This window comes from Streptomyces griseoluteus, from assembly GCF_004784465.1.
Lineage (GTDB): Bacteria > Actinomycetota > Actinomycetes > Streptomycetales > Streptomycetaceae > Streptomyces > Streptomyces griseoluteus.
This window is the reverse complement of sequence record NZ_SRRU01000003.1, coordinates 598,145-615,937: the sequence shown is the minus strand read 5'-3', so window position 1 is coordinate 615,937 and position 17,793 is coordinate 598,145. Positions and strand designations below refer to the sequence as shown.

General features: G+C 70.7%; 17 protein-coding genes, 1 rRNA gene and 1 riboswitch. Of the genes, 13 read left to right on the top strand and 5 right to left on the bottom strand.

Translation table 11 applies throughout. The annotated features are described in order from the left end of the window. The first annotated feature begins 9 nt into the window (after nucleotides 1–9). The 11 genes from rrf (at nucleotide 10) to E5082_RS11775 (ending at nucleotide 10,378) form a co-directional block, all read left to right on the top strand. A 5S ribosomal RNA gene (rrf, locus tag E5082_RS11825) occupies nucleotides 10–126 on the top strand. Nucleotides 127–233: 107 nt separating this feature from the next. Next, on the top strand, nucleotides 234–866 hold the full coding sequence (gene clsA, locus E5082_RS11820) for a cardiolipin synthase ClsA (RefSeq protein ID WP_031181999.1): 633 nt from the start codon (nucleotides 234–236) through the stop codon (nucleotides 864–866). Nucleotides 867–957: 91 nt separating this feature from the next. After that, nucleotides 958–3,453 (top strand): mannose-1-phosphate guanyltransferase, encoded by a 2,496-nt coding sequence (locus tag E5082_RS11815; protein WP_135791188.1) that lies wholly within the window; start codon nucleotides 958–960, stop codon nucleotides 3,451–3,453. A gap of 101 nt (nucleotides 3,454–3,554) precedes the next feature. Beyond that, a complete protein-coding gene (locus E5082_RS11810) occupies nucleotides 3,555–4,478 on the top strand; it encodes a DUF881 domain-containing protein (protein WP_135791187.1) in 924 nt (307 codons plus the stop codon). Next, nucleotides 4,475–4,807 carry a small basic family protein gene (locus E5082_RS11805; protein WP_030808725.1) on the top strand — a complete coding sequence of 111 codons (333 nt, stop codon included), beginning with the start codon at nucleotides 4,475–4,477 and terminating at the stop codon, nucleotides 4,805–4,807. Before E5082_RS11810 ends, E5082_RS11805 begins: the two co-directional genes overlap by 4 nt. A 5-nt stretch (nucleotides 4,808–4,812) precedes the next feature. Continuing rightward, nucleotides 4,813–5,676, top strand: coding sequence for a DUF881 domain-containing protein (locus E5082_RS11800; RefSeq protein WP_135791186.1), 864 nt, complete (start codon nucleotides 4,813–4,815; stop codon nucleotides 5,674–5,676). An 82-nt stretch (nucleotides 5,677–5,758) separates the two neighbouring features. Then, on the top strand, nucleotides 5,759–6,631 hold the full coding sequence (locus E5082_RS11795) for an FHA domain-containing protein (protein WP_135791185.1): 873 nt from the start codon (nucleotides 5,759–5,761) through the stop codon (nucleotides 6,629–6,631). A gap of 43 nt (nucleotides 6,632–6,674) precedes the next feature. Next, entirely contained in the window at nucleotides 6,675–7,412 is a 738-nt protein-coding gene (gene ftsR, locus E5082_RS11790) for a transcriptional regulator FtsR (RefSeq protein ID WP_135791184.1), read from the top strand. Nucleotides 7,413–7,509: 97 nt separating this feature from the next. After that, the gene (locus E5082_RS11785; RefSeq protein WP_004002801.1) at nucleotides 7,510–7,983 is read left to right on the top strand and encodes a bifunctional nuclease family protein; all 474 of its coding nucleotides are present in this window, start codon (nucleotides 7,510–7,512) and stop codon (nucleotides 7,981–7,983) included. 264 nt (nucleotides 7,984–8,247) lie between these two features. After that, nucleotides 8,248–8,931 carry a MerR family transcriptional regulator gene (locus tag E5082_RS11780; RefSeq protein ID WP_190045250.1) on the top strand — a complete coding sequence of 228 codons (684 nt, stop codon included), beginning with the start codon at nucleotides 8,248–8,250 and terminating at the stop codon, nucleotides 8,929–8,931. Nucleotides 8,932–9,007: 76 nt separating this feature from the next. Continuing rightward, the gene (locus tag E5082_RS11775; protein WP_135791183.1) at nucleotides 9,008–10,378 is read left to right on the top strand and encodes a DNA polymerase IV; all 1,371 of its coding nucleotides are present in this window, start codon (nucleotides 9,008–9,010) and stop codon (nucleotides 10,376–10,378) included. Between the two features lie 11 nt (nucleotides 10,379–10,389). Here the strand turns inward: E5082_RS11775 and E5082_RS11770 are convergent, their stop codons facing one another. Continuing rightward, on the bottom strand, nucleotides 10,390–10,764 hold the full coding sequence (locus E5082_RS11770) for a PRC-barrel domain-containing protein (protein WP_135788325.1): 375 nt from the start codon (nucleotides 10,762–10,764) through the stop codon (nucleotides 10,390–10,392). Between the two features lie 119 nt (nucleotides 10,765–10,883). Continuing rightward, nucleotides 10,884–10,978, top strand: a riboswitch (glycine riboswitch). Nucleotides 10,979–11,152: 174 nt separating this feature from the next. On the opposite strand from E5082_RS11770, the gene gcvP reads away from it, so the two are divergent. Continuing rightward, on the top strand, nucleotides 11,153–14,038 hold the full coding sequence (gene gcvP / locus E5082_RS11765; protein ID WP_135791182.1) for an aminomethyl-transferring glycine dehydrogenase: 2,886 nt from the start codon (nucleotides 11,153–11,155) through the stop codon (nucleotides 14,036–14,038). Between the two features lie 66 nt (nucleotides 14,039–14,104). Next, nucleotides 14,105–14,236 carry an ABC transporter ATP-binding protein gene (locus tag E5082_RS33415; protein WP_135791181.1) on the top strand — a complete coding sequence of 44 codons (132 nt, stop codon included), beginning with the start codon at nucleotides 14,105–14,107 and terminating at the stop codon, nucleotides 14,234–14,236. Nucleotides 14,237–14,358: 122 nt separating this feature from the next. Here the strand turns inward: E5082_RS33415 and E5082_RS11755 are convergent, their stop codons facing one another. The 4 genes from E5082_RS11755 to E5082_RS11740 form a co-directional block, all read right to left on the bottom strand. Beyond that, nucleotides 14,359–15,444: an ABC transporter ATP-binding protein gene (locus E5082_RS11755; protein ID WP_135791180.1), complete on the bottom strand. Its 1,086-nt coding sequence runs from the start codon at nucleotides 15,442–15,444 to the stop codon at nucleotides 14,359–14,361. A gap of 59 nt (nucleotides 15,445–15,503) precedes the next feature. Beyond that, a complete protein-coding gene (locus E5082_RS11750) occupies nucleotides 15,504–16,358 on the bottom strand; it encodes an ABC transporter permease (RefSeq protein ID WP_135791179.1) in 855 nt (284 codons plus the stop codon). Beyond that, the gene (gene modA, locus E5082_RS11745) at nucleotides 16,355–17,176 is read right to left on the bottom strand and encodes a molybdate ABC transporter substrate-binding protein (protein ID WP_135791178.1); all 822 of its coding nucleotides are present in this window, start codon (nucleotides 17,174–17,176) and stop codon (nucleotides 16,355–16,357) included. Before modA ends, E5082_RS11750 begins: the two co-directional genes overlap by 4 nt. 205 nt (nucleotides 17,177–17,381) lie before the next feature. Next, complete coding sequence (locus tag E5082_RS11740) at nucleotides 17,382–17,780, bottom strand: TOBE domain-containing protein (protein ID WP_135791177.1); 399 nt, start codon at nucleotides 17,778–17,780, stop codon at nucleotides 17,382–17,384. Between the last annotated feature and the right edge of the window lie 13 nt (nucleotides 17,781–17,793).

Below are 17,793 nucleotides of genomic sequence, written 5' to 3'. Positions count from 1 at the left end.
TCATAGTGTTTCGGTGGTCATAGCGTGAGGGAAACGCCCGGTTACATTCCGAACCCGGAAGCTAAGCCTCACAGCGCCGATGGTACTGCAGGGGGGACCCTGTGGGAGAGTAGGACGCCGCCGAACTCCTTTTACAGCTCCGGCTCTTGGGCATACAGCCCGAGAGCCGGAGCTTTTTTGCGTTGCGGTAGGGTCAGGTGCGTTGTCGTCACTTTCGTACAGGAGGCTTCCGGGTGGAGGTCCAGGAGACCCGCGTCCAGACGGACCGGGTCCTCACCATCCCCAACATCCTGAGCATGGCTCGGCTCGCCGGTGTCCCTCTGTTCCTGTGGCTGATTCTCAGGCCGGAGTTCGGAGGCCCCAAGAGTGATGGTTGGGCTCTCCTGGTCCTCGCGCTGAGCGGAGTCAGCGACTATCTGGACGGCAAGCTCGCCCGGCGCTGGAACCAGGTCAGCAGTCTCGGCCGGCTTCTCGACCCGGCTGCCGACCGGCTCTATGTCCTTTCCACGCTCCTCGGTCTCACCTGGCGGGAGATCCTGCCGCTGTGGCTGACCGCGCTGCTGCTGGCCCGCGAGCTCGTTCTGCTGGTGATGGTCGGCATCCTGCGCCGGCACGGCTATCCGCCGCCCCAGGTGAACTTCCTCGGGAAGGCGGCCACCTTCAACCTGATGTATGCCTTCCCGTTGCTGCTGCTCAGTGATGGAAGCGGTTGGATCGCGTCACTCGCCGCTGTTTTCGGATGGGCGTTCGCCGGATGGGGTACAACCCTGTATTGGTGGGCAGGAGTGCTTTATATGGTCCAGGTCCGCCGTCTGGTGCGCGCGGACTCGTTGGCCGACGGAACTCCGAGATCGTCCACGACGTGACGCTTCGATGGCCCGCGACGGAAAAGTGCGGGACAATCTGGACGGGTGAAGTCGGCTAGACCGTCGTCTCTTCGAGGAGGACGCTTCCGACATGAAGGCCGTCGTGATGGCCGGTGGCGAAGGCACGCGCCTGCGCCCTATGACCTCTAGCATGCCCAAGCCGCTCCTGCCCGTGGCGAACCGCCCGATCATGGAGCACGTGCTCAGGTTGCTCAAAAAGCATGGGCTCAACGAGACCGTGGTCACCGTGCAGTTCCTGGCGTCGCTCGTCAAGAACTACTTCGGTGACGGCGAAGAACTCGGCATGGAGCTCACGTATGCCAATGAGGAGAAGCCACTCGGTACCGCCGGAAGCGTCAAGAACGCCGAGGACGCGCTCAAGGACGATGCCTTCCTCGTCATTTCCGGTGATGCGCTGACCGACTTCGACCTCACCGAGCTGATCAACTTCCACAAGGAGAAGGGAGCCCTGGTCACGGTCTGCCTGACCCGGGTCCCGAATCCGCTGGAGTTCGGCATCACCATCGTGGACGAGGAGGGCAAGGTCGAGCGCTTCCTCGAGAAGCCGACCTGGGGCCAGGTCTTCTCCGACACGGTGAACACGGGCATCTATGTGATGGAGCCCGAGGTGTTCGACTATGTCGATCCCGATGTCCCCGTCGACTGGTCCGGAGATGTCTTCCCCCAGTTGATGAAGGAGGGCAAGCCCATCTACGGCTACATCGCCGAGGGCTACTGGGAGGACGTCGGCACCCACGAGAGCTATGTGAAGGCCCAGGCCGACGTTCTCGAGGGCAAGGTCGACGTCGACATCGACGGTTTCGAGATCTCGCCCGGTGTCTGGGTCGCCGAGGGTGCCGAGGTGCACCCCGACGCGGTGCTGCGCGGCCCGCTCTACATCGGTGACTACGCCAAGGTCGAGGCGGGCGCGGAGATACGCGAGCACTCCGTCATCGGCTCCAACGTGGTCGTCAAGAGCGGTGCCTTCCTGCACAAGGCCGTCGTCCACGACAACGTGTACGTCGGACAGCAGAGCAATCTGCGTGGCTGCGTGGTCGGCAAGAACACCGACATCATGCGGGCCGCGCGGATCGAGGACGGCGCGGTCATCGGTGACGAGTGCCTGATCGGCGAGGAGTCGATCATCCAGGGCAACGTCCGGGTGTACCCGTTCAAGACCATCGAGGCCGGTGCCTTCGTCAACACCTCGGTCATCTGGGAGTCCCGGGGCCAGGCGCACCTCTTCGGGGCGCGCGGGGTCACCGGCATCCTGAACGTGGAGATCACGCCGGAACTGGCCGTGCGGCTGGCCGGCGCGTACGCCACCACGCTGAAGAAGGGCACCACGGTCACCACGGCGCGTGACCACTCCCGAGGCGCCCGTGCGCTCAAGCGCGCGGTGATCTCGGCGCTCCAGGCGAGCGCGATCGACGTGCGAGACCTGGAGAACGTGCCGCTGCCCGTGGCCCGGCAGCAGACCGCGCGAGGCAGTTCCGGCGGCATCATGATCCGGACCTCGCCGGGTGTGCCGGACTCCGTGGACATCATGTTCTTCGACGCCAAGGGCGCGGACCTCTCCCAGGGCAGCCAGCGCAAGCTGGACCGGGTGTTCGCGCGCCAGGAGTACCGGCGGGCGTTCCCCGGTGAGATCGGTGACCTGTACTTTCCGTCCAGCGTCTACGACTCGTACACCGGGTCGCTGCTGCGGAACGTGGACACGACCGGGATCGCCGAGTCCGGGCTGAAGGTCGTCGTCGACGCCTCGAACGGCAGCGCCGGCCTGGTCCTGCCCAGCCTGCTCGGCAAGCTGGGCGTGGACTCGCTGACCATCAACCCCGGTCTGGACGAGTCCCGGCCCACCGAGACCGAGGAGATGCGGCGCAAGGGCCTGCAGAGGCTCGGGGAGATCGTGGCGTCGTCCGGGGCGGCGTTCGGCGTGCGGTTCGACCCGGTCGGCGAGCGGCTGTCGCTCGTGGACGAGAAGGGCAGCATCATCGAGGACGACCGGGCGCTGCTGGTGATGCTCGACCTGGTCGCCGCCGAGCGGCGCAGCGGCCGGGTGGCACTGCCGGTGACCACGACCCGGATCGCGGAGCAGGTGGCCGCGTACCACGGCACCCAGGTGGAGTGGACGACCACCTCGCCCGACGACCTCACGCGGGTCGGCGGCGAGGAGGGAACCATCTTCGGCGGTGACGGCAAGGGCGGCTTCATCGTCCCCGAGTTCAGCAGCGTCTACGACGGCACCGCGGCGTTCGTGCGGCTGATCGGGCTGGTGGCGCGGACGCAGCTCACGCTGAGCCAGATCGACGCCCGGATTCCGCGGGCCCATGTCCTGAAGAGGGACCTGGCGACGCCGTGGGCGGTCAAGGGTCTGGTCATGCGCAGCGTGGTCGAGGCGGCCGGCGACCGGTCCGTGGACACCACGGACGGCGTGCGGGTCGTGGAGAGCGACGGCCGCTGGGTGATGGTCCTGCCCGACCCGGCCGAGGCGGTCACGCACCTGTGGGCGGAGGGCCCGGACGACGCCTCGGCGCAGGCCCTGCTGGACGAGTGGTCGGCCGTGGTGGACAGCGCCGGCCGCTGATCCCCGCAACGCTCCGAATCTGCCGGACAGTGTCCCCACCGGGGGTGCTGTCCGGCACCTCTATGGGGCTCGTTCGAAGACACCGCTCGCGGCATGCGACGATGTGCGGCATGCCGCAGCAACCCCCCGTTCGGAGCAGCCCCGCGCGGCCGGGGCGCCCGGACGCCTCCATGTCGTTGATCACCAACGTGATGGACCACAGCCTGGACGACGGGTACGCCGAGGCCGCCGCGCGCCGGAAGTCCCTGGGCGAGGGCGGTCTGCCGAAGACCCTCCGCGCCAAGCTGGGCCTCGCGGGCGGCCTGGTGCTCGCGGCCCTGGTGGTGACGGTCGGGGCGTCGCAGGCGCATGTCGCGGCTCCCGTGGTGGCCAAGGAGCGCCAGGAGCTGATCGACCGCATCGACCGGGAGACCACCGCAGCGGACAAGCTGGAGAGCGGGGTCGACCGGCTCCGTGAGGACGTAGGCGCGCGGCAGCGGGCCGCGCTCCGGCAGAGCGGGGGCAGCCAGGCGGACCTGGTGAGTCTGCTGTCGGGTGCCACCGCCGTGCACGGGCCGGGCGTGAAGCTCGTGGTGAACGACGCCAAGGAGGCGAGCAGTGGGGGAGACGGCACGAATCCCCGCGAGTCCGCCGGCTTCTCCGACACCGGGCGGGTGCGTGACCGGGACATGCAGCGCGTGGTCAACGGACTGTGGGCCTCCGGCGCCGAGGCGGTGTCCATCAACGGGCAGCGGCTGACCGCCCTGTCCGCGATCAGGGCCGCGGGTGACGCGATACTGGTCGACAACAGGCCGCTGGTCCCGCCGTACACGGTGCTGGCGGTGGGGGACGGGCAGAAGCTGAGCACCGCGTTCCAGAACAGCGCCGACGGGTTGTATCTGCACGCGCTCCAGGACAACTTCGGTATCCGCACCGCCATCTCCGCGGAGGGCGACGTCCGGTTGCCCGCCGCACCGAGTGTGATCGTACGAACAGCACAGCCGAGCGCCGAGCAGGCCGAGAAGACTGAGAAGGGCACATCGTGATCGCCGTACTGGGCCTCGTCGTGGGAGTGGTGGCCGGACTGTTGGTCCGGCCCGAGGTTCCGGCGGTGGTCGAGCCGTATCTGCCCATCGCCGTCGTGGCGGCGCTGGACGCCGTGTTCGGCGGGCTGCGGGCGATGCTCGACGGCATCTTCGACGACAAGGTTTTCGTGGTGTCGTTCCTGTCCAACGTGGTCGTGGCCGCGCTGATCGTGTTCCTGGGCGACGAGCTGGGGGTGGGCGCGCAGCTGTCCACCGGCGTCGTCGTGGTCCTGGGCATCCGCATCTTCTCCAACGCGGCGGCGATCCGGCGCCACGTCTTCCGGGCGTGAGCGGGATGAGCGACCAGGAGGAGCGGCCGGAGAACGGTCTGCGCAAGAAACTCCCCGCGGAGCTGCCGCCCCGGGCCCCCGCGCCCCGGCCGGCCCCCGAGCCCGCTCCCGCCGAGCCGGTGTCGGAGCAGGCGCCCCAGCCGCAGCTCACCGGGCGTCAGCGGCTGATCGACGGTCTCTGGCCGCCCCGGCTGACGCGCGCCCAACTCATCGTGGCCCTGCTGCTGTTCGGGCTCGGATTCGGACTGGCCGTGCAGGTGGCCTCCAACAGCGACGGCGACAGCGCGCTGCGCGGGGCCCGCCAGGAGGACCTGGTCCGCATCCTCGATGAACTGGACGACCGTACTCAGCGTCTTGAGGACGAGAAGCAGGGACTGGAGAAGCAGCGTCAGGAGCTGCAGAGCAGCTCTGACCAGGCCGCGGAGGCACGCAGGCAGACCGCCGAGAAGGAGCGCCAACTCGGCATACTCGCGGGCACCGTCGGCGCGACCGGTCCCGGCATCACGATGACCGTCCAGGACACGAAGGGAGCTGTCGAGTCCGACATGCTGCTCGACGCGATCCAGGAGCTGCGCGCGGCCGGTGCCGAGGCGATACAGGTCAACGGAGTGCGCGTGGTGGCGAACACCTACTTCTCGGACACGGACGGTAGCGTCGCGGTCGACGGGAACAAGATCAACGCCCCGTATCGTTTCCAGGTCATCGGCAAGCCGCAGGACCTCGAACCGGCGTTGAACATTCCTGGAGGAGTGGTGCAGAGCTTGGAGAAGGAGCAGGCCACGGTGAGTGTGGAGCGGTCGGACAAGATCGTCGTGGATGCCTTGCGGCAAGCGAAGCTGCCTGACTACGCTCGGTCGTCCTCGCGGTGAACCGGCGGTGCATGGGCGGCGTCGGGCGGGGGCATGAGGTTGCGGGGGGTCGCCGCACCGAAGGGGTGGTGCGTGGTGGAAACTGTCGGGTGGATACGGACGTTGTGAAGATGTCCGGATCGGTCGGTGTAGGCATTCTGGGTTCGTCCTGCCCCACGGGCGGGTCTGTTTCGGTCAAGGGGAATCGCCCGTGAAGTTGTTTGGGAAGTTGTTCGGCAAGAGCGCGCGAGAGGGCAACGAGAACGCGACGGCCCGTCATCGCGCACAGCCCGACGAGGAAGGGCAGCGTCCGCTGTTCCGGGACCAGGTGGCTGGTCCGGGTGGTGGCACTTCCGGGGGACAGGGCGCGGCGTCCGTTGACCCTGGCCAGGGCGGCGGCATAGGTTTCGGGCAACCGTCGCGGCAGGAGGCTCCGTCCATGTCGGCCCTGGTGTGTACGAGGTGCGGGAACCGCAACGCGGAGAACGCCCGTTTCTGCTCCCACTGCGGCGCGCCCCTGCGTCCCGGTGTGGCGCCGGAGCGTCCGTCGGAGACCACGTCCACGATCTCCATCTCCGGCATCGAGGCGTACGACTCCGAGGTCACCGGTCAGACGGCCATGCCGATGCTGTCTCCCGAGGCGCAGGCGGCGGTCGACGCGCTGCCGGTCGGCTCGGCGCTGCTGGTGGTCCGCCGGGGTCCGAACTCCGGCAGCCGTTTCCTCCTGGACAGCGACCTGACCACGGCGGGGCGTCACCCGCAGAGCGACATCTTCCTGGACGACGTGACGGTCTCCCGCAGCCATGTGGAGTTCCGCCGCTCGCCCGACGGTTCCTTCACGGTGGCCGACGTGGGCAGCCTCAACGGCACCTACGTCAACCGCGAGCGGATCGACCAGGTGGCGCTGGCCAACGGTGACGAGGTGCAGATCGGCAAGTACCGGCTGGTCTTCTACGCGAGCCGGCAAGGAGTCTGACCCACCCCCGGACGCCCGTCCGGGGGAACCCCAGGGAAGGTCCATGCTTCAAACACCGAGCGGCGGTGCCGGAAGCGGTACCGCCGCCAGGGACAGTGGGCTGATGAGCATCGGCACGGTGCTGAACGTGCTGCGCGACGAGTTCCCCGAAGTAACCATCTCCAAGATCCGCTTCCTGGAGTCGGAGGGGCTCATCGAGCCGCAGCGGACTCCCTCGGGGTACCGCAAGTTCAGCCCCCGTGACGTGGAACGCCTCGGCCATGTCCTCAGGATGCAGCGGGACCACTATCTGCCGCTCAAGGTGATCCGGGAGCATCTGGACGCCATGGAGCGCGGCGAGGCCGCTCCGCTGCCCGTCGTCGGCCGGCAGCGCAGCGGCGACGGCGAGCCCGAGGAGGCCGAGCGGTCCACGGTCGCCCGGATCGGCCGGGACGAGCTGCTGGCCGCGGCAGACGTCGACGAGGCCGAACTCCGCGAGTGGGAGTCGTACGGGCTCCTCGCACCCCTGGCCGACGGCGTGTACGACGCCGAGGCCGTCACCGTGGCCGCGCTGGTGGCCGAACTGGGCCGGTTCGGCATCGAGCCCCGCCATCTGCGGGTGATGAAGGCGGCCGCCGAGCGCGAGGCGGGGCTGGTCGACCAGGTCGTCGCCCCCTTGAAGCGGCACCGCAACCCCCAGACCAGGACGCTCGCCGAGGCTCGTACCAGGGAGCTGGCTGCGCTCACCATGAAGCTGCACTCGGCGCTGGTGAAGGCCGCGCTCGGGGTGCGGCTGCCCTGAGGGGCGGTGTGCCCCGACCCGGTCGCGTTGCGCCGGATCGCCCACCTGTTCCCGGCCCGACTACCCAAACGTCCCGAGCACGGCCTAGGGTTGCTGTGTGAACGAGCTCGATGTCGTAGGTGTCCGGGTCGAAATGCCCTCCAACCAACCGATCGTGCTCCTGCGCGAAGTGGGAGGCGACCGCTACCTCCCCATCTGGATCGGGCCGGGGGAGGCGACCGCGATCGCCTTCGCCCAGCAGGGCATGGCTCCCGCGCGTCCGCTGACGCACGACCTCTTCAAGGACGTGCTGGAGGCGGTCGGCCAGGAGCTGACCGAAGTACGCATCACCGATCTGCGAGAGGGTGTCTTCTACGCGGAGCTGGTATTCGCCAGCGGGGTCGAGGTGAGCGCGCGGCCGTCCGACGCCATAGCGCTCGCCCTGCGCACCGGCACGCCGATCTACGGCAGTGACGGGGTGCTGGACGACGCGGGCATCGCCATCCCGGACGAGCAGGAGGACGAGGTGGAGAAGTTCCGCGAGTTCCTCGACCAGATCTCGCCCGAGGACTTCGGTACCAGCAGCCAGTGAGGCCGGGGGCCGGCCGGGTGGACGAAGGGTCCGCTCCCGGCCGGCTCGTGGCACGCTGTGACGCCTGGGCGAGGGCACATGCCAACGTCCCGTGAGAGCGTCCTACGCCTCTCCGCGAGCGCATTCGGCTAGCCTTTCCCCGCGGTGGGACACGAGAAACCACTCTCAGGGTGATTATCACTCGGCGTGCCGAGTGTGGCGATCGTTGACGCACCCCTGGTGACTGCCTACCGTCGACAAGGCAGGTCAAGGACGGAGGTCGGCGTGAGGATGAGCGGCGACGGTACGGCTGGGGGTGCCCCCGGACACGGTTTCGGGGACGGCGGCCGGTACCTTCCCCCGAGCGCACGGTTTCAGCCGGGCGGGGGACACCCACAGCTCGGCGGCGTGGCCGATCACGCTCCGCAGCGGCCGACGGTGGTGCCTGACGGTGAAGGGGCGGCGGCCATGACGTCCGAGGAGATCGGATACCGCGGTCCCACGGCCTGTGCGGCCGCCGGGATCACCTACCGGCAACTCGACTACTGGGCCCGTACGGGACTGGTCGAGCCCAGCGTGCGCCCCGCGCACGGTTCGGGCACGCAGCGGCTGTACAGCTTCCGCGACGTGGTCGTGCTGAAGATCGTCAAGCGGTTCCTGGACACCGGTGTCTCGCTCCAGAACATCCGCTCGGCCGTGCAGCACCTCAGGGAGCGCGGGTTCCGCGACCTGGAGCGCATGACCCTGATGAGCGACGGCGCCATGGTGTACGAGTGCACCTCCCCGGACGAGGTCCACGCGCTGCTCCAGGGCGGCCAGGGCATCTTCGGGATCGCCGTCGGCGTGGTCTGGCGGGACGTGGAGAGCGCCCTGTCGCAGCTCCACGGCGAGCGCGTCGACACCGGGGAGACGCTGATCGGGCACAACCCGGCCGACGAACTGGCGCGGCGCCGCAACCGCGCCGTCTGAGACCGGCCGGCACCGTTTTCCACAGGGCGTCCCCGCGCGGGGGCCGTTGTCAGTGGCGTGGTGCAGCATCGGACCTGTGAGAAACGCGCCCACCATCCTCCATCTCGACATGGACGCCTTCTTCGCCTCGGTGGAGCAGGCGTCCAAGCCGAGCCTGCGCGGGAAGGCCGTCGTGGTGGGCGGGATCGGGCCGCGCGGAGTGGTGGCCACGGCGTCCTACGAGGCACGGGTGTTCGGGGTGCACTCGGCGATGCCCACCGCGCAGGCCCGGCGGCTCGCGCCGAACGCCGCGTACCTCATGCCGCGCTTCGCGCTGTACCGGTCGATCAGCGACCAGGTGATGGCGCTGCTGCGGGAGTTGTCCCCCCTGGTGGAGCCGCTGAGCCTGGACGAGGCTTTCGTGGATCTGGAGGCCGGCAACACCGCCTGGGACGAGGCGTCGGCGCGGGAGGCCGGGGCCCGGCTGCGGGCCGACATCCGGGCGGTGACGGGGCTGACCGGGTCGGTGGGGCTCGCCGCCTCCAAGATGCTGGCCAAGATCGCCTCGGAGCGGGCCAAGCCCGACGGCCTGGTTCTCATCGAACCGGGCACCGAGCGCGCCCTGCTGTCCCCGATGCCGGTCCGCACCCTGCCCGGCGTCGGCCCCGCCACCGGCGACCACCTGAGGCGAGCCGGGATCACCACCGTGCAGGAGCTGTCCGAGGCGGGCGAGGACGAACTGGTCCGGCTGCTCGGCAAGGCCCATGGACACGCGCTGTACGCGATGGCGCTGGCCCGCGACGACCGGCCGGTGGTGGCCGAGCGGGAGGCCAAGTCGGTGTCGGTGGAGGACACCTACGCCGTCGACATCCACGACCGGCTGCGCATCGGCCTGGAGGTCCGCCGCCTCGCCGACCGCTGCGTACGACGGCTGCGCGGCGCCGGGCTCTCCGGGCGCACCATCGTGCTCAAGGTGCGGCGGTACGACTTCTCCACCCTGACCCGCTCCGAGACGCTGCGGGGGCCCACGGACGACCCCTCGGTCATCCGGGAGGCGGCCGCCCGGCTGCTGGACTCCGTCGACACCACGGGCGGGGTGCGGCTGCTGGGCGTCGGCGTGTCCGGGCTGGCCGACTACACGCAGGAGGACCTGTTCGCCCAGGCGGCCGGGGAACTGGCCGAGGAGACGCCGGAGGAGAGCGCCCCCGACTTCGGCCCGGAGAGACCCGGGCCCGCCGCGCCGGAGTGGCGGGCGGGCCAGGACGTACGGCACCCGGAGTACGGGCACGGGTGGGTGCAGGGCAGTGGCCTCGGGCGCGTCACCGTGCGCTTCGAGACCCCGCTCTCCGCGCCGGGCCGGGTGCGGACGTTCCGGTCCGACGAGGCCGGCCTGGAACCGGCCGACCCCCTGCCGCTCGTGGCTCAGGTGGAGGCGGCCACCGCGGAGGGGGAGACGGACGGCGGATGAGTAGGAGGGGGTCAGGGTTCCTCCGTGCCCGCGACCTTGCCGAAGTCGCGGTCCGGAGTGGGCCTGGCGGAGGGGCCCACGTCGAGGCCGTAGTGGTGGTAGAGCTGGAGTTCCTGCTCGGGGGAGAGATGGCGGCCCACGCCGAAGTCGGGGGCGTCCTTGATGAGGGCGCGTTCGAAGGGGACGCGGAGTGCGCCGTCGACCAGTTCGCTGGGCTCCAGCGGGACGAACGCGTCCCGGGAGAAGAGGCCGGTGCGCACCGCCGCCCACTCCGGGACGCCGGTCGCGTCGTCGAGGTACACCTCGTCTATGGTGCCGATCTTGGTGCCGGCGCGGTCGAACGCCTTGCGGCCGATCAGGCTGCGCGGATCGATGTCGGTCTGCACGATCCCTCTCCCTCCACATGGTCGCAACTCATCCGTAAGCACTACAAAAGAGCAGAATCAGCCGGGCGGCCACTCGAACGCCGCGCTCAGGACCCCGCTGGTAGGCTGAAGTCGGCTGCTGACCCCGTGCGGGAGAGTCCTCCGAGTCATTCGGAGGCGCCGAAGGAGCAACTCCTCCCCGGAATCTCTCAGGCCCCCGTACCGCACGGACGAGGTCACTCTGGAAAGCAGGGCGGGCGCCGTGGCTCCCGCCCTCACCGACGGTGCAAGCCGGGGTCCGCTGGCCCCCGGTGAAGCTCTCAGGTACGAGATGACAGAGGGGGAGGCCGGTGGGCACCCGAGCCGTGGTGCCCCTCGCAGGTCGCGTCAGACCAGGAGGCCTCCGCACATGACCGCCCCTCGCATTCCGCTCGCCGAGCTCGAAGCGGGCATCCCCTTCGAGCAGCGCCACATCGGGCCCGACCAGGAGGCGCGGGCCAAGATGCTCGCGCAGGTCGGCTACGGCTCCCTCGACGAGCTGACCGCCGCCGCGGTGCCGGACGTGATCAAGAACGCCGACGCGCTCGACCTGCCCGGTGCCCGCACCGAGGCCGAGGTGATCGCCGAGCTGCGCGGTCTCGCCGACCACAACCAGGTCCTCGGCTCCATGATCGGCCTGGGCTACTACGGCACCTTCACCCCGCCGGTCATCCTGCGCAACGTCATGGAGAACCCCGCCTGGTACACGGCCTACACGCCGTACCAGCCGGAGATCTCCCAGGGCCGGCTGGAGGCCCTGCTGAACTTCCAGACGATGGTCGCGGACCTCACCGGGCTGCCCACCTCCGGTGCCTCCCTGCTGGACGAGGGCACCGCCGCCGCCGAGGCGATGGCGCTCTCCCGGCGCATGGGCAGGAACAAGAAGGGCCTCTTCCTGGTCGACGCGGACACCCTGCCGCAGACCATCGCCGTCATCGAGACCCGCGCCGAGCCGGCCGGGGTCGAGGTCGTCGTCGCCGACCTGAGCGAGGGCATCCCGGCCGACATCGCCGCCCGCGACATCACCGGCGTCCTGCTCCAGTACCCGGGCGCCTCCGGTGCCGTTCGCGACCTGAAGCCGGTGATCGAGCAGGCGCACGGGCTGGGCGCGCTCGTCACCGTCGCCGCCGACCTGCTGGCGCTCACCCTGCTCACCTCGCCCGGTGAGCTGGGCGCGGACATCGCCATCGGCACCACCCAGCGCTTCGGCGTCCCGATGGGCTTCGGCGGACCGCACGCCGGTTACATGGCCGTGCACGAGAAGTTCGCCCGCAGCCTGCCCGGCCGCCTGGTCGGCGTGTCCGTCGACGCCGACGGGCACCGTGCCTACCGCCTCGCGCTCCAGACCCGTGAGCAGCACATCCGGCGCGAGAAGGCCACCAGCAACATCTGCACCGCCCAGGTGCTGCTCGCCGTCATGGCCGGCATGTACGCCGTCTACCACGGCCCCGACGGGCTGCGGACCATCGCCCGCCGCACCCACCGCTACGCCACGATCCTCGCGGGGGGACTGGGCGCCGGCGGTGTCGAGATCGTGCACGGCGCCTACTTCGACACCCTCACCGCGCGCGTGCCCGGCGGGGCCGCCGAGGTCGTCGCCGCCGCCCGCGAGGGCGGGGTCAACCTGCGCCTCGTCGACGCCGACCACGTCTCCCTGGCCTGCGACGAGACCACCAACCGGGCTCAGCTCGAGGCCGTCTTCGCCGCCTTCGGCGTCGAGGGCGACATCGAGGCGCTCGACACGGCGGCCGAGGACACGCTGCCCGAGACGCTGCTGCGCACCGACGACTACCTCACCCACCCGGTTTTCCGCGAGCACCGCTCCGAGACGGCCATGCTGCGCTACCTGCGCAAGCTGTCCGACCGCGACTACGCGCTCGACCGGGGCATGATCCCGCTCGGCTCCTGCACCATGAAGCTGAACGCGACCACCGAGATGGAGCCGGTCACCTGGCCCGAGTTCGGCGCGCTGCACCCCTTCGCCCCCGCCGAGCAGGCCGAGGGCTACCTCACCCTCATCCGCGAGCTGGAGGACCGGCTCGCCGAGGTCACCGGGTACGACAAGGTCTCCCTCCAGCCCAACGCCGGTTCCCAGGGCGAGCTGGCCGGACTGCTCGCCGTACGCGCCTACCACCGGGCCAACGGCGACGCGCAGCGCACCGTCTGCCTCATCCCGTCCTCCGCGCACGGCACCAACGCGGCGAGCGCCGTGATGGCCGGGATGAAGGTCGTCGTCGTGAAGACCGCCGGGGACGGCGAGATCGACGTCGACGACCTGCGCGCCAAGATCGAGCAGCACCGCGACGAGCTGTCCGTGCTGATGATCACCTACCCGTCGACGCACGGCGTCTTCGAGGAGCACGTCGCCGACATCTGCGCCCGGGTGCACGACGCGGGCGGCCAGGTGTACGTGGACGGCGCCAACCTCAACGCCCTGGTCGGCCTCGCCAAGCCGGGCCACTTCGGCGGCGACGTCTCCCACCTGAACCTGCACAAGACGTTCTGCATCCCGCACGGCGGCGGCGGCCCCGGCGTCGGCCCGGTCGCGGTCCGCGCCCACCTGGCGCCGTACCTGCCCAACCACCCGATGCAGCCCGCGGCGGGTCCCGAGACGGGCGTCGGCCCGATCTCGGCGGCGCCCTGGGGCAGCGCGGGCATCCTGCCGATCTCCTGGGCGTACGTCCGCCTGATGGGCGGCGAGGGCCTCAAGCGCGCCACCCAGGTGGCGGTGCTCTCCGCCAACTACATCGCCAAGCGCCTGGAGCCGCACTTCCCGGTGCTCTACACCGGCCCCGGCGGCCTGGTCGCGCACGAGTGCATCATCGACCTGCGCCCCCTGACCAAGGCGACCGGCGTCAGTGTGGACGACGTGGCCAAGCGCCTGATCGACTACGGCTTCCACGCGCCCACCATGTCCTTCCCGGTGGCCGGCACGCTGATGATCGAGCCGACCGAGTCCGAGGACCTGGGCGAGCTGGACCGGTTCTGCGACGCGATGATCGCCATCCGCACGGAGATCGAGAAGGTCGCCTCCGGTGTCTGGCCCGCCGAGGACAACCCGCTGCGCGGCGCCCCGCACACCGCGGCCGCGCTGGGCGGCGAGTGGACGCACGCGTACAGCCGCGAGGAGGCCGTCTTCCCGGCCGGGGTCTCGGCCGCCGACAAGTACTGGCCGCCGGTCCGCCGGATCGACCAGGCGTTCGGCGACCGCAACCTGGTCTGCTCCTGCCCGCCGCTGGACGCCTACGAGGACTGAGCGCGCGCGTGAAGAAGGCCCCCTGCCCAGGTTCGGGCGGGGGGCCTTCCCCGTTCCGCCCGGGCCGTGGCCGGGGACACCGCGGACGGGGCGACCTCTGCGGTGACGGCCGCGGACTACGAGCGCGAGCTGACCGGCCGGATCATGACCCGGATAACCACGGCCGTGGACGCGCTGTCCACAGCGGTCAACTGCTGACCGCCGGCCGGCCGGATCCTGACGAATCGCCATGACGTCGCCGGGTGGACCGCCGTGACGGTGCCGGGAAGCTGGTCGCGGATGCTCATGCTGATGAGGCCGCACCGCAGTGGCCGAGCGGCCTATGCCGGGTAGGCGTGGGTCTGCGTCGCTTTGACGGTCGCCCAGACCGGCGCACCGGTGTGCAGGTCCAGCTCGGCGGCGGCCGCGGTGGTGAGGTCGGCGGCCAGCCGGATCTCCCCGGTCAGGTCGGCGCGGATCTGATCGCCGTGCGTCTCCAGGCCGGCCACCTCGCAGTGCCACAGGTTGCGGGCGCTCACCCCGGTCGGCCGGTCCCGGAACAGGGTGACGGCCACCGGCGGGAACGCGACGAACACCGGCCCGGTCAGATCCTCGGTGGTGGTGATCGACGGACCGCCCTCCAGCCGTACCGCGTGCCCGTCGGCCTCGCCCCGGTAGAGGTTGAGGCCGACCAGCTGCGCGATGTAGTCGGTACGGGGGTGCCGGGCGATCTCGGTGGGCGTGCCCTCCTGCACCACTCGGCCGTGCTCGACCACCACCAGCCGGTCCGCGAGCACCATGGCGTCCAGCGGATCGTGCGTCACCAGTACGGCGACCGCCTCGAACTCCGCCAGATGCCGCCGCAACTGCGAGCGGACCTCCAGACGGGTGCGGGCGTCCAGCGCGGCGAGCGGCTCGTCCAGGAGCAGCAGCCGGGGCCGGGTCGCCAGTGCCCTGGCCAGCGCGACCCGCTGGGCCTGACCGCCGGAGAGACGGCGGGGCTTGGCGCCCGCGTGGTCGGCCAGGCCCATACGCCCCAGCCAGGTGGCGGCCTGCGCGCGGGCCTCGGCCTTGCCGGTGCCGTGGCAGCGCGGCCCGAAGGCCACGTTGTCCAGCGCGGTCAGGTGCGGGAAGAGCAGGTAGTCCTGGAAGACCACGCCGACCGGACGCTTCTCCGGCGGAATGCGCTCCAGCGCGGTGCCGTCCAGCCGCAGATGCCCCTCGGAGAGCGGGACGAGGCCCGCCAGGGCGCGCAGCGCGGTGGTCTTGCCCGCGCCGTTCGGTCCGAGCAGCGCGACCACGTCACCCGGGGCCGCCCGCAGGGACACGTCCAGCCGGAAGGTGCCCCGGTCGACCACGAGACGGGCGTCGAGGCCCTGTTCGTCCGCCGCCCCGAGCAGGGCGGGAGGCGCGTCGATGTCGGTCATGGGGCGGTCGTCCTCCGTCGGCGCCGGCGTGGTCGCTGTCCTCCATCCTCGCGGCACCGTCACGCTCCCGTCATCCACCGGTCCCGCAGGCCCGCGAGCACCGCGATGGACACGGCCAGCAGGATCAGGCTGAGGGCGATGGCGGCCTCCGGGTCGTTCTGGAGAGCGAGGTAGACCGCGAGCGGCATGGTCTGGGTACGGCCGGGGAAGTTGCCCGCGAAGGTGATCGTGGCCCCGAACTCACCGAGCGCACGGGCCCACGCCAGCACGGCACCGGCCGCGATGCCCGGCGCGATCAGCGGCAGGGTGACCCGGCGGAACGCGGTGAACCGGGACGCGCCGAGCGTGGTGGCCGCCTCCTCGTAGCGCGGGTCGGCCGCCCGCAGGGTGCCCTCCACGCTGATGACGAGGAACGGCATGGCGACGAACGCCTCCGCGATCACCACACCGGCGGTGGTGAACGGCAGGGTGATGCCGAACCAGGCGTCCAGCCACTGGCCGACGACGCCGTTGCGGCCGAGCGCGAGCAGCAGCGCGACACCGCCCACGACCGGGGGCAGCACCAGCGGCAGCGTCACGAGCGCCCGCACCAGACCGCGGCCGGGGAACTCGGCGCGGGCCAGCAGCCAGGCCAGCGGCACGCCGAGCACCAGGGCGACGGCGGTCGCGGCGGTCGCGCTGATCAGGGAGAGCTGGAGCGCCTGCCACACCTCGGTGCTGGTGAGCTGGGACGGCAGGCTGCGCCAGGGGGCGCGGACCAGCAGGGCGAGCAGCGGAACCAGCAGGAACGCCAGGGCGAGCAGGCCCGGCACCAGCAGCGGTACCGGCACGCCCCGGCGGACGGCACGGACACGCGGGCGCCGCGGTCCGCCTCCGCCGGGACGGGCCGCTACCGGCTGCTTCGGCCCGGTCACGGCTTGAGGAAGCCGGCCCGGCTCAGCACCTTCTGGCCGTCGGGGGACTTGACCAGGGCGATGAAGGCGGCGGCCGCGTCGGCGTTCTTCGAGCTCTTCAGCGGGGCGATCGGATAGTCGTTGATCGCGTCCTTGGACTCGGGGAACTCCACGCCCCGGACCTTGCCGCCGGCGGACTTCACGTCGGTCCTGTAGACCAGGGACGCGTCGGCCTCCTTCAGCTCCACCTTGTTCAGGGCGGCCTTGACGTCCTGCTCGTAGGAGACCGGGGTGACCTTGACGCCGCCGGTGTCGAGCACCTTCTGCGCGGCCGCGCCGCACGGCACGGTCCTGTCGCAGAGGACGACCTTGAGCCCGGGGTCGGTGAGGTCCTTCAGTGAGGACACCTTGCCGGGGTTGCCCGGCAGAGTGGCGATCTCGAGCTGGTTGCGGGCGAAGATCGACGGGGCGCTCGTCGTGTCCGTCCTGTCGGTAACGACCGACATGGTCTTCGGGCTGGCGGCGGCGAACACGTCCGCCGGGGCGCCGCTGGTGATGCTGGCGGCCAGGGTGTCGCTGCCGCCGAAGTTGAAGGCGACCTTGGTGCCGGGGTGCTGCTGCTCGAACTGCTCGCCCAGCGTCGTGAAGCTCTCCTTCAGGGAGGCGGCCGCGAACACGGTGACCGTGCCGGACAGCCCGGGGGCGGCGGAACGGGAGCTGTCGGCCTTGGCGGGCGTGGCCCCGTCGGAGTGGGAGCAGGCGCTGAGGGCCAGCAGGGCGGCGACTCCCACACCGGCCGGCGGCAGCATCCGGCGGGTCCGGCGTGCGGTACGGGTCATCACGGTCTTCTACTCCTCGTCTCGGCGGAACAACACTCGCGCCCAAGGGGGCGGAGACCGGCCGCGAGGTCGATGATACTGCCGCATTTGCCAGACGTAAGGCTGATATCACTTCGCATGCGCTGTGAAGTTGTTGCTCGGGGCTGGCATATGCGGTTGAGTGATCACCGGCAGCCAGGTGGCCCCGGCCCGCTTCCGGGGCCGCTCAGAAGCGGTCGACGTGCACGTTGGTCGACTTCACGCGCGCGGTGGCCTCCATGCCGACCTCCAGCCCGAGTTCCTCGACCGCCTCGCGGGTCAGCAGCGAGACCAACCGGTGCGGGCCCGCCTGGATCTCCACCTGGGCGGCCACGTCGCCGAGCTTGATGGCGGTGACGATGCCGGGGAACGCGTTGCGCACCGAGGTGGCCGAGGTCTCCTCCTCGGCCGCCCCGCCCGCCTGGGCCAGCTCGACGGAGAACGCGGCGAGGTCCTGGCCGGCGATCAGACGCCGCCCGGACTCGTCGCGGTGAGTGGCCACCCGGCCGGCGTCGGCCCAGCGGCGGGCGGTGTCGGGGCTCACGCCGAGGAGCCGGGCTGCCTGGCCGATCGTGTAGGACTGCATGCTGGTCACCATA

What these genes read in the sequence shown, in the direction of transcription:
- E5082_RS11815 (WP_135791188.1), top strand. Translation starts at nt 958, where the DNA reads ATGAAGGCCGTCGTGATGGCCGGTGGCGAAGGCACGCGCCTGCGCCCT.
- E5082_RS11810 (WP_135791187.1), top strand. Translation starts at nt 3,555, where the DNA reads ATGTGCGGCATGCCGCAGCAACCCCCCGTTCGGAGCAGCCCCGCGCGG.
- E5082_RS11800 (WP_135791186.1), top strand. Translation starts at nt 4,813, where the DNA reads ATGAGCGACCAGGAGGAGCGGCCGGAGAACGGTCTGCGCAAGAAACTC.
- ftsR (WP_135791184.1), top strand. Translation starts at nt 6,675, where the DNA reads ATGCTTCAAACACCGAGCGGCGGTGCCGGAAGCGGTACCGCCGCCAGG.
- gcvP (WP_135791182.1), top strand. Translation starts at nt 11,153, where the DNA reads ATGACCGCCCCTCGCATTCCGCTCGCCGAGCTCGAAGCGGGCATCCCC.
- E5082_RS11755 (WP_135791180.1), bottom strand. Translation starts at nt 15,444, where the DNA reads ATGACCGACATCGACGCGCCTCCCGCCCTGCTCGGGGCGGCGGACGAA.
- modA (WP_135791178.1), bottom strand. Translation starts at nt 17,176, where the DNA reads ATGACCCGTACCGCACGCCGGACCCGCCGGATGCTGCCGCCGGCCGGT.
- E5082_RS11740 (WP_135791177.1), bottom strand. Translation starts at nt 17,780, where the DNA reads ATGCAGTCCTACACGATCGGCCAGGCAGCCCGGCTCCTCGGCGTGAGC.